The organism is Desulfobacula phenolica, assembly GCF_900105645.1.
In the GTDB taxonomy this organism is placed as follows: Bacteria; Desulfobacterota; Desulfobacteria; order Desulfobacterales; family Desulfobacteraceae; genus Desulfobacula; species Desulfobacula toluolica.
Genome location: NZ_FNLL01000028.1, coordinates 1 through 9188, shown reverse-complemented (window position 1 = coordinate 9188; position 9188 = coordinate 1). Strand labels below are relative to the sequence as shown.

At 37.2% G+C, this 9188-nt stretch carries 8 protein-coding genes and 1 pseudogene; 2 read left to right on the top strand and 7 right to left on the bottom strand.

Features of this window, described 5'->3' with window-relative positions; all coding sequences use genetic code 11:
* From BLT94_RS21210 to BLT94_RS21180, 5 genes are all read right to left on the bottom strand, one after another.
* The coding region (locus tag BLT94_RS21210) for a transposase (protein ID WP_139169098.1) at nucleotides 1-259 on the bottom strand (259 nt) is incomplete at its 3' end.
* A 545-nt stretch (nucleotides 260-804) separates the two neighbouring features.
* A complete protein-coding gene (locus tag BLT94_RS21200) occupies nucleotides 805-1287 on the bottom strand; it encodes a hypothetical protein (protein ID WP_092238650.1) in 483 nt (160 codons plus the stop codon).
* Complete coding sequence (locus BLT94_RS21195; protein WP_092238647.1) at nucleotides 1280-1708, bottom strand: response regulator; 429 nt, start codon at nucleotides 1706-1708, stop codon at nucleotides 1280-1282. Before BLT94_RS21195 ends, BLT94_RS21200 begins: the two co-directional genes overlap by 8 nt.
* Nucleotides 1686-3002 (bottom strand): PocR ligand-binding domain-containing protein, encoded by a 1317-nt coding sequence (locus BLT94_RS21190; RefSeq protein WP_092238644.1) that lies wholly within the window; start codon nucleotides 3000-3002, stop codon nucleotides 1686-1688. The genes BLT94_RS21195 and BLT94_RS21190 overlap by 23 nt, the downstream gene beginning before the upstream one ends.
* A 348-nt stretch (nucleotides 3003-3350) precedes the next feature.
* On the bottom strand, nucleotides 3351-3554 hold the full coding sequence (locus BLT94_RS21180) for a transposase (protein ID WP_217641261.1): 204 nt from the start codon (nucleotides 3552-3554) through the stop codon (nucleotides 3351-3353).
* A gap of 295 nt (nucleotides 3555-3849) precedes the next feature.
* Here BLT94_RS21180 and BLT94_RS21170 point away from each other — a divergent pair, with 295 nt between their 5' ends.
* Nucleotides 3850-4080: a hypothetical protein gene (locus tag BLT94_RS21170; protein WP_092238635.1), complete on the top strand. Its 231-nt coding sequence runs from the start codon at nucleotides 3850-3852 to the stop codon at nucleotides 4078-4080.
* Nucleotides 4081-4124: 44 nt separating this feature from the next.
* Here the strand turns inward: BLT94_RS21170 and BLT94_RS21165 are convergent.
* Nucleotides 4125-4427, bottom strand: a pseudogene (locus BLT94_RS21165) (transposase domain-containing protein); the annotation flags it as partial.
* Between the two features lie 120 nt (nucleotides 4428-4547).
* Here BLT94_RS21165 and BLT94_RS21160 point away from each other — a divergent pair.
* The gene (locus BLT94_RS21160) at nucleotides 4548-5633 is read left to right on the top strand and encodes an IS91 family transposase (RefSeq protein WP_092238632.1); all 1086 of its coding nucleotides are present in this window, start codon (nucleotides 4548-4550) and stop codon (nucleotides 5631-5633) included.
* A gap of 369 nt (nucleotides 5634-6002) precedes the next feature.
* Here BLT94_RS21160 and BLT94_RS21155 read toward each other — a convergent pair whose 3' ends face one another.
* Nucleotides 6003-8795 (bottom strand): caspase family protein, encoded by a 2793-nt coding sequence (locus BLT94_RS21155; RefSeq protein ID WP_092238630.1) that lies wholly within the window; start codon nucleotides 8793-8795, stop codon nucleotides 6003-6005.
* Nucleotides 8796-9188: the final 393 nt, after the last annotated feature.

Sequence of the window (9188 nt, the reverse complement as noted above, 5' to 3'; positions counted from 1 at the left end):
TTAACCAATCCAGTTCAACCTGGAGTTTACCAACCGTTTGATAAAGACGGTCTCGCTCAATTTCGGCTTCTTTGGTTTGTTTTGCCTTGCTATTGCCAAAAACCAATGGCAGGGCTTCTATGGCTTCCTTTTTCCACCGATTTACAAGACTAGCATGAATGCCGAACTCAGAGGCTATCTCATTGACAGTTTGATTTCCTTTTATGGCTGCCAATGCGACCTTGCTTTTTAATTCTTTACTGTAGTTTTTTCGTTTCAAAATATCCCCTTTCTGGACTGTTATATTTTATCTTAACACATTGTCCAGTTTTCGGGGTCCACTATACAGTGCGCTTAAAATTCATTTTTTATAGATTTTAGGTGTTGCCATAGAAATAAATTTATGCCACTGTTCGTTACTGAACGGAGTTTTTCTTATCTTTTTACTTCAGGCACCTTCCAATTGCACATAACTTTTGTTCTTACCTCGCGGTTCGCAAACATCTGCGGTCTGTCCGCAGCATGGTTTTGTTAGTATTCCGATTTTGTATCCAAGCTGTTTATTTATTTCAACAATCGTTTTTGTCCTGCGTTAATCTTCTGATCTACTTCTGAGTGATCCTGTATAACCCTGTTACCATTACCGGTTTACCAATGGCCCAAACAACAACACATAATTTTGATGTTTACCAGCCCCGTAATCCCAAGGCAATTGAAGCACTAACTCTTAGTGCAATTCAAATGCTCAATGAAATCGATATAGATGCAGTAAGGCCAGGCGACGAGGATGCCATAGAGGAACTCGTTCGAGTACTGATGCCTTACTTATACTTGTTTTAACTTTTCACATAATAGCGAATATAATAATATTGTTCCTGTGGCATTACCAATACTGACATAGGCTGCCAAACAATAATTAATATAAAATTGAAATAACTTTGGGGAGAATTGGCTCAATTCAATATGTCCGAGAAGGTGATCACCATTTTTCATTTTTACCAACCCTCCCAAGAAAAGAGCCTTTTCCAACAAATTTTTATTGCTCGTTTCGTGAGCTTCTTTCGTCATCTTATCTATAGTTTCATTTTCTAATTTTGCTAATAACCCAACAAACTCTTTTGAGCCTTTGACTCCAGCATTTTCTTTGACCATTTCTCTAAGGTTTCTAAAATCCCGGTTTGATTTTTTGTGGTAAAATCTTGACACAAGCCAGCTCGAGAGACATCCAATAACAAAAGAGACTATAAGGTCAGTAAAAGAACTGATATCCTTAAGAAAAGCAGCCACAAACTCAATAAAACTATTCATCAGCGGACTCCTCTATTCCGAGAAGTTCATAGATTTCATATTTAAAATCAGAAGGAAATACGTTTCCTTTCCTAAGTATTTTTATAGAACTATCCATTTTATTTATAGTCTTCATGATTTCTGTATCGGTCACTATACTTAAGACCAGTATTGGCTTATTTAAATCTATTAAATTCTTCAGAATTTGGATACCTGGATACGGATCAAACTCAGTAATATCACCATTTCTTTTTTTTTGTGGAATCATTAAATCAACAATAAACAAATCATATTTTTGAAGATTTTGTTTTTCACAATAACTTTCAAGGTTCGTTACGTGATCTACTTTGAAACCCTTTTTCAGAAGAGGGCGAACCAAGTTCTTTAGCCGGTCAAAATCATCTTCAATCCATAATAGGCTATAGCTTTTCTCTAGTTGCATTATAAATCTCTCTTTCGTATGGTAAACAAATTTTCACAGTGGTATAATTTCCATTACCCTTATGTGTGCTGTGAACCTCAATTATTCCTTTGTGTATTCTTTCGATTATATCTTTTACTAAAAAGAGGCCTATCCCAGATCCAGTCCTATTTCTATCTTTTGAATATTCGCTTCTGTAGCCAGCCTGATAGATTAACCCTCCCTCTATCTCTTCTTCTTTTATAGGGACACCGAAATTAGAAATTTCAATCACAAAAAAGTTTTTCGATTGAATCATTGTTGTATAACACTCTGTCGTAATAAATCTTTCATCTTTAAATCTATTCTGAGAGTATGAATATTTTATTGCATTAGAATACAAGTTATTCAAAGCGATACTCAGTTCTTCCTTGACAAGAAATAGAGATGGGAATTTGCGTTGAGTGAACGTCTGTTTCCTTAAAACTATTCCTTTCAAATCTGCCTCCTTTTTAAAGGTTGTTCGAGCAGTTTCAATCATAGGAAAAATATTGGTCTCTACAAAATCATAGGCAAAATCAACAACCGAAAATTTTACCACTCTTCTAAGGTTATTGATGTGCATATTTAATTTACTGACTTCGAGTAAAATACTTGATGCATTCTCACGAATAAACTCTATATCGAATTGATCATCATAAGTTTCATCTTTCAATGTTTCGGAATCAATAATTATTGATTGTATAGGGAGCAGTAGTTCGTGTGCGATACTAGACATTCTGATTTTACTAAAACGCTCCTGTTCCAGAAGGGCTTGAATCAGTTTTGCAATGTATCTCCCTTCGGGGATTACAGTGTCATTAAAAACAGATTCATTTAGAGTATTTATGCTTTCACATCGAGACAAAATTGCATCAGCGTTTGGTAAATCAAAATTTGAATTTCTCAAAAACTTTTTTGCTTTTTGATAAGCATCTTTTTCTTTACCCTTTATCTTTACTTGCCCGATCAAAAGGGTCGCAGTTATATTCCCTTCAATAACTATGGGGAATGAAACATTGTATAAACCTAGATAGCATTGATTAATCACAGCTATTTTTTGTTTCGCAAAAGCTCTTTTCAAGTGATCTGCATGACACAATCTGGCTAGTTCAACTGAATCTCCTTTTTGGCATAGTTCACAAAAGGTCTGTTTTTGGTTTTCAAAAAGATCTGATGACTCTGCATCCATACTGTGCAGAAAAATTGCACCTACTCCATATTTTTTTCTGAAATGACTTAATATAAGATTGATAACCCCGCTTGTGTTATCGTATAGATAAAATTTTTGAGACATGGTCCTTCCTCAGATTAGGATCATATTTGATTGAAAATGAATCCATTCATAGAATAGGAATTCTATCTTGTCAACTAATGTTTGGCCTTTTTCATAGATACCATTGAACTCAAAAAATTCGTAGCAAAACCATTTGTAGCCTCCCCTGAAAACAGTGCCACTGAAAAATAATGGTTGTGGGGACTTAATCATTAAGGGCACCTCGAATAATCCAGTGCTGAGTTAAAATTTTGAGAAATTATGGAATCCACGAGTAAAATTCATTTCCATGCCCTAAGTTTGGCTACGAACATCTACCTGAAGGGGTTCTTCAGATGGATTGAACGACCTCGGTCGTCCATCATCCCGTCAGACTCCATTATGGACCAACGTTTTATATCGAGTCATGTTGTAAGCCAGGTTTCGGAGGCCAATTTTCGCTTTTGCTCTCGCAAGGCCTATTGTCCGGACAATCAAACTCCCAGCTGTCATAGCCTGAACTCCAAAAATGTGTTCAATACGGGATCGAATTCTTGAACGAGTTCTGTTCCCTTGTTTTTCCCATTCAGTCAGTTTTTTATTTTTGTATTAAGGTTATAAAACGTTAAGTTGAGCGGCCAAGACTGAACCGTAAAATTGCCCGACTGTTAATTTGGCCGCTCCAATTTTTGGTTACATTAACCGGGTCGAAGGCTCGGTGATCTTTTCCTTGGATAAAAGCAGAAGATACAATAATTCCAATTCTGTTTTTTACTGCTGCAGTCTTGAAATCTGCCTGGAAAATTTGAGTGTTCACCTGAATTCACCCTTTTAATTGATATGATCCGGTTTAAAAATGATGGAGAAACCGGTTAAGCAAGCTTGATTAATGATACGAGCCCCTGAAAAACCTATACAATCTGATATCTGTAAATCCCTTCAAAGTAAAGCCATTTATGGCGATTCTGCCTCCTGCGTCGCCTGTTCAAAGCAGGCATCTATGCTGGTTTCTTTTACCACGTTCCCGTACCCGTCCAGAACCAGTAAGGTTATCATTGTTCCTTTGCTGCATGCCGGGCATTGTGAAGTTGAATCAGGATTCTCTATCGTTTCAAGGTAAGCGATCAGTTAACCGCACCTTTTCGATAACGCAAAAACAGGGTATTATTTAGCCGGAGGACCTTCAAGCAGGGTTTTATCAACATTCTGGGGCATCAAGGCAATAAATTCATCAGCCGTCATGGCTTCAGGTAAATTTTTAAACAGGTATTTAAGATACCAGTAAGGTTCAAGACCGTTTGCCTTGGCCGTTTCGATCAGGCTGTAGATGCAGGCGCTGGCGCTTGCGCCTTCAGGTGTGCATGAGAACAACCAGTTATTTCGACCCACAACAAAGGGTCTGATGGCATTTTCAACCACATTATTATCAGGTCCGACCCGACCGTCTTTGGTATATTGGATCAGACGATTGCAAAAAATATTAGGCCATAAAACCCTTAAAAGCACCATGATTTATCTGCATGTGACCACACAGGCCCAAGTTGATTCCAATGACAAAGTTTCCAAAGTCATGCAGGGGGTGTTGTCATGAGTGCTGTTCAAAAAATCTTCCAAATGTATGGGCCGAAATTTCTGACACTTTATGGAGATCGAATGCCGAAGTCTCATAAAAAAACCATACGGGATATCAGTGCCTGCAGAAAGGGTTCCTTTGGAACAATGGTGTATGAATGTGATGACTGCCGTAATCTGCATTTTATTCACTGCTGCTGCGGCAATCGTCATTGTCCCAACTGTCAGCAGAGTAAAGCGGACCAATGGCTGGATCAGCAGATGAAAAAGCTGCTGCCGACCTATTATTTCCTGTTAACCATTACACTTCCCCAGGGCCTGCGGGATGTTGTAAGGTCTCATCAAAAATTATCTTATGGTGCCCTGTTTTCATGCACCAATGAAGCGCTGAAAAAACTGGCACAAGATACACGGTTTATCGGATCTGATCGAATCGGATATCTGGCAGCCCTCCACACATGGGGCGGCATGCTTCAGTATCATCCACATTTGCATATAATAATTCCCGGAGGTGCTTTATCTGATAATGACCAATGGCTTTCTTCCAGACAGGATCTGTTTGTTCACACAAAACCTCTGGCGGTCATTTTTAAAGCCAAATTCAAAGATGCCATAAAAAAAGCCGGGCTGCTCGATAAAATTGATTCCGCAGTATGGAAACAGCAATGGGTGATTGACAGCCAGGCCGTGGGGCAGGGACAAAATTCCCTGCGCTATCTTTCAAGATATGTGTTCCGGGTTGCCATCTCCAATAATCGTATTAAAAGCATTGAAAATGGCGTCATCAAATTTTTGTATAAAGACCGTGAAAAAAAGAAGTGGAAAACCATGGCATTGGATGCCATGGAGTTTATCCGACGGTTCTTGCAGCATGTTCTTCCCAAAGGGTTTATGAAAATTAGACATTATGGATTTCTCAATCCCAACAGCGCATTGTCCATAGAAAAAATCCGTGAACTCATCTCATTCATCCATGACATTATTGCTCTTTTTATTAAAATCCCGGAACTTGAAATACCGGGTATTAAATGCAGCCATTGCGGGCATGATTTGAAATTTATTTTCTTTGCAAAGCCGGAACCAAGAGGCAGGCCCGGATAACTTCACAAAACTGACTACCCGGTGTTGCTCGACTTTAAAAACAGCCTGATAAATGACTATCGACATGCTTCAGTATCCGTACGCCAAATTGACGGTATTTTAATTTTTGACCTGGGTTTTAAGGGCTGAAAACGACCTGATTTTTGATTTTTACATCAGGATAAAGGCCATCTTTTGATATTTTAATCACATCTTGTCATAAACACATCCAGCAAATCGTTAACCTTTTCCCCTATTGATCCGCGGCTTCTTGAACCATAGGATTAGTACCGAGCCTCGTGCCTCGGCACGGTTACTAATCCTTTATTTGTTGGGCAAATTCCTATATTATTTCAAACTTATTTCAATGCTATTTTCATCAGCTTTATTCTATCGAACGTTTGCAATAGAAAAATCAATCGTTCCAATATTAACATAGGGTACTTGCTTTATTTTAAATTGTTCTTTTGAACGAATGAAAACGTTCCTTTCAACATAGCTTTTTAATTCCCCAAGTGTAATAAATTTATCATTATTCTCATCAGCCATGCCTTTCATTCCCTCTACTAAGGTATAGGTGAATAACCCATGCCCTTTGAACCCTTCTATAGCAGCCTCAACGCTTTGAGATGCAGTAAATACCGACGACCCTGATGCCATTTTTAAAAGCTGCATAGCCGTCGCCGATGATAAGGCTCTAGTATATGTCTTCTGCTTTCCAGACATTGCCGCCATCTGAATTATCCTACCGGCTTCTCCTGAATGGCAGGTGTCGAGAATCATAATTTTGTTTTGGGCAGGAATGTTTCCTATAAGCGAAACAAGCTCGTCCTGTGAGATGGCATATTTTTTTAAATTTTCAGGATCGAGAAAAATAACATCGCTTGTGATCAAGAAAAATTTCGAATCGCCATTGTTAAAGGATGCAATATAACCATGAGACGAATTATAGAATATAAAATAATCGCCAGCCCTTACGTCAAGTGAAAGTCTATTAAAAGCTCTTGACAGTGCTTCTTTTGTAGTATCATGGGGTGAGCTAAGTGAAATTATGTTTACATTTTTAAATAGCGGCGCAGATAATTGTTCTATGTTTTTTGTGAACAGCTCTAAATCTGCAACAGCATACCTTAAATTTAGTTCATTGTTTTCATAGGTATCGATTCCGACTGCAAGGATGTAAAGTGATGGAGCATCAAATTTATAATTTGATATTAAAACAATATTATCAGGCTCGGAACTCATTGAGTTCGCTTTATTATATGCAATTACCTTTATCTTATTTTTACCTTCAGACAAACTTATCTTAAACGAAAATAATTTGGATTTTTCACTGGGTACAATCTTTATCCCCTTTGTATAAATAGAAACGAGGACATCATTTAAATAAAGGTATACATCCCCAATCCCGCCTCCACCATCTAGAATTTTGACTTTGACAGTGGCGGTGTCGTTTGATGTTCTATAGTTATTATCAGGGGAAATAATTTTTATTGATGGCGCCTTTTGATTGGCTATTACACTTTCTATCGATTCAACATCTGAAGGGGATTTGCCGGATAGAGAGAGCTGGACTATTTCAGGGCGGTAGAACCTTCGAGCAAATTGGGTAAAGTAATAAACATTAAACCTATTATCTACAAAATGTACGTAATCTTGATAGCTCCCTTTTCCGGTAAAATATCCCTCAGGGGTTACAATGACATCCGTACTTTCATTAATCGTATACTTAGTGGCCAGAAGTTTTCCTGTACTCAAATTCCATGTTTTGATGCAATTGTTTGCTAAAATCGTAGTTAACAAGACACCACTAATATTAATGTCAACTATATCAAAAACATCATTGAAAATATGAGATTTCTTTAATTTGGGGGAATCGGATTGATATGCTGCCCCAATCATCATGCTAATTTTTTGTCCTTCTATGTTTTCCTTACGATATTTAACAACCCTACTCTGCTTTTTTAGATCATAGGAAATAATATTTCCTTTGGTGTAATTAATTAACAAAAGGTAGTTTTCAATGGGAACTATATCTATTTCATCTAGATCAAATTGTTGGCTCTCGCCTAATAAGTCCCCGGAAAAATCAAAAATAAAAAAGCTCTCGGTCCCGTAAGAATGACATCGAATGCCAACCACTTCATTTTGAATGTCGATAAATTCTTCTGTAAACTTTGTCACATTGCTTGCAGCGTACTCCTCATTCCCAGCCGTAATTAACTTTGATTTTCCAGACTGTTTGTTGAACAAATAAAATTTTCTTAATGGAAATCCAGCGACATTCCCCGTCCTTTCATTTTTAATAGAATAATTACTTTCTTCAATTTTTATATAATTTTTTATTTTTGACTTTAATTTTATTTTACTCTCAACCAATTTCGTTTTTAAAGTATTACTTATGCCTTCAGCATTTTCGCTAATAGGTACTATATTTGGAATCTTTTTGATGGAATTGATATTAAATTTTGAATAAACTTTTACGTTCATTGTTTTATACTTTTCTTTAAACCAAGTTGTGTATATTTCAATTAGATTAAAATCTTTGTCATAAACTTGAAAACTTACACCATCAAAATTTACGGGCACATAATACTTATTGTTTGAAAAGAAAATCTTATCAAGAGAGCAGGCACCACAGACATTCATATCATAAGGCATTGATTTGAGTTTACCGCTCAAATAGTCGTAACTTATTATTCTTGCCCTATATCGGGCTCTGTTATCAATAAAAACTATAAATCTATTATTGATGATTGTAATGCTCGATAAAGAAACGTCACTTAAGATTTTCTCTATTGAATCCCTCGCTAAATCAATCCTATAAAAGGCAGATTGAGATTTTGCAAAAAGTTGTCCCCCAATTGAAAATAGTTGATTAACTTCACCTTCTGTTGGATCATATTCTGCTATTAATAAAAATTTGGATCTATCCCAGATTTTCAACTTTTTATCATGTTTGGAATAAGTAGCCAGTAACCTTTCGTTAATTTTATGTACAATATTCACTTCTTTGTAATGTGGTATATTCACAATCGTCTTAATTATAGCTCCATCATGGCTTATATTGTCACCACCGGTGTTGGTGTCGTCAGCAAATAACAGGCTCGGAAATAAAAAGAATGCACACACTAACAACATTAGGGTCTTATTAAGGATCTTTTGTAGAATAATAAATGTCATTTATACCTCAAACGTTAAGTTAACCGTCGAAATCAAGCGCTAAAAATACCCAGGACAGTTAAATTGACGGTTGAACTTATTGTTGGACGAAGCCGCTACGCGGAGACAGCAAGCTCCCCTCTTTTAAAAATCAACACATTGTAACTTTGCCTTCTTATAGTAATATACCGGAAAAGGCGATGCCAACGCATCGGCCATTGACCAGTTACTTCAAAAAGGAGGTTTACAATGGACACCAGCATGCCCAATGATCCACAATTCAACGAGTATTACCGCAAGCATCTTCAGTACTTGAAACTGGCAGGCCTGCAACCCAAGACCATCGAGGCCTACTCACGGGCGATCAGGCGAATCGGCAACTATTTCGACTGCCGGGTCGAGAACCTGACCACA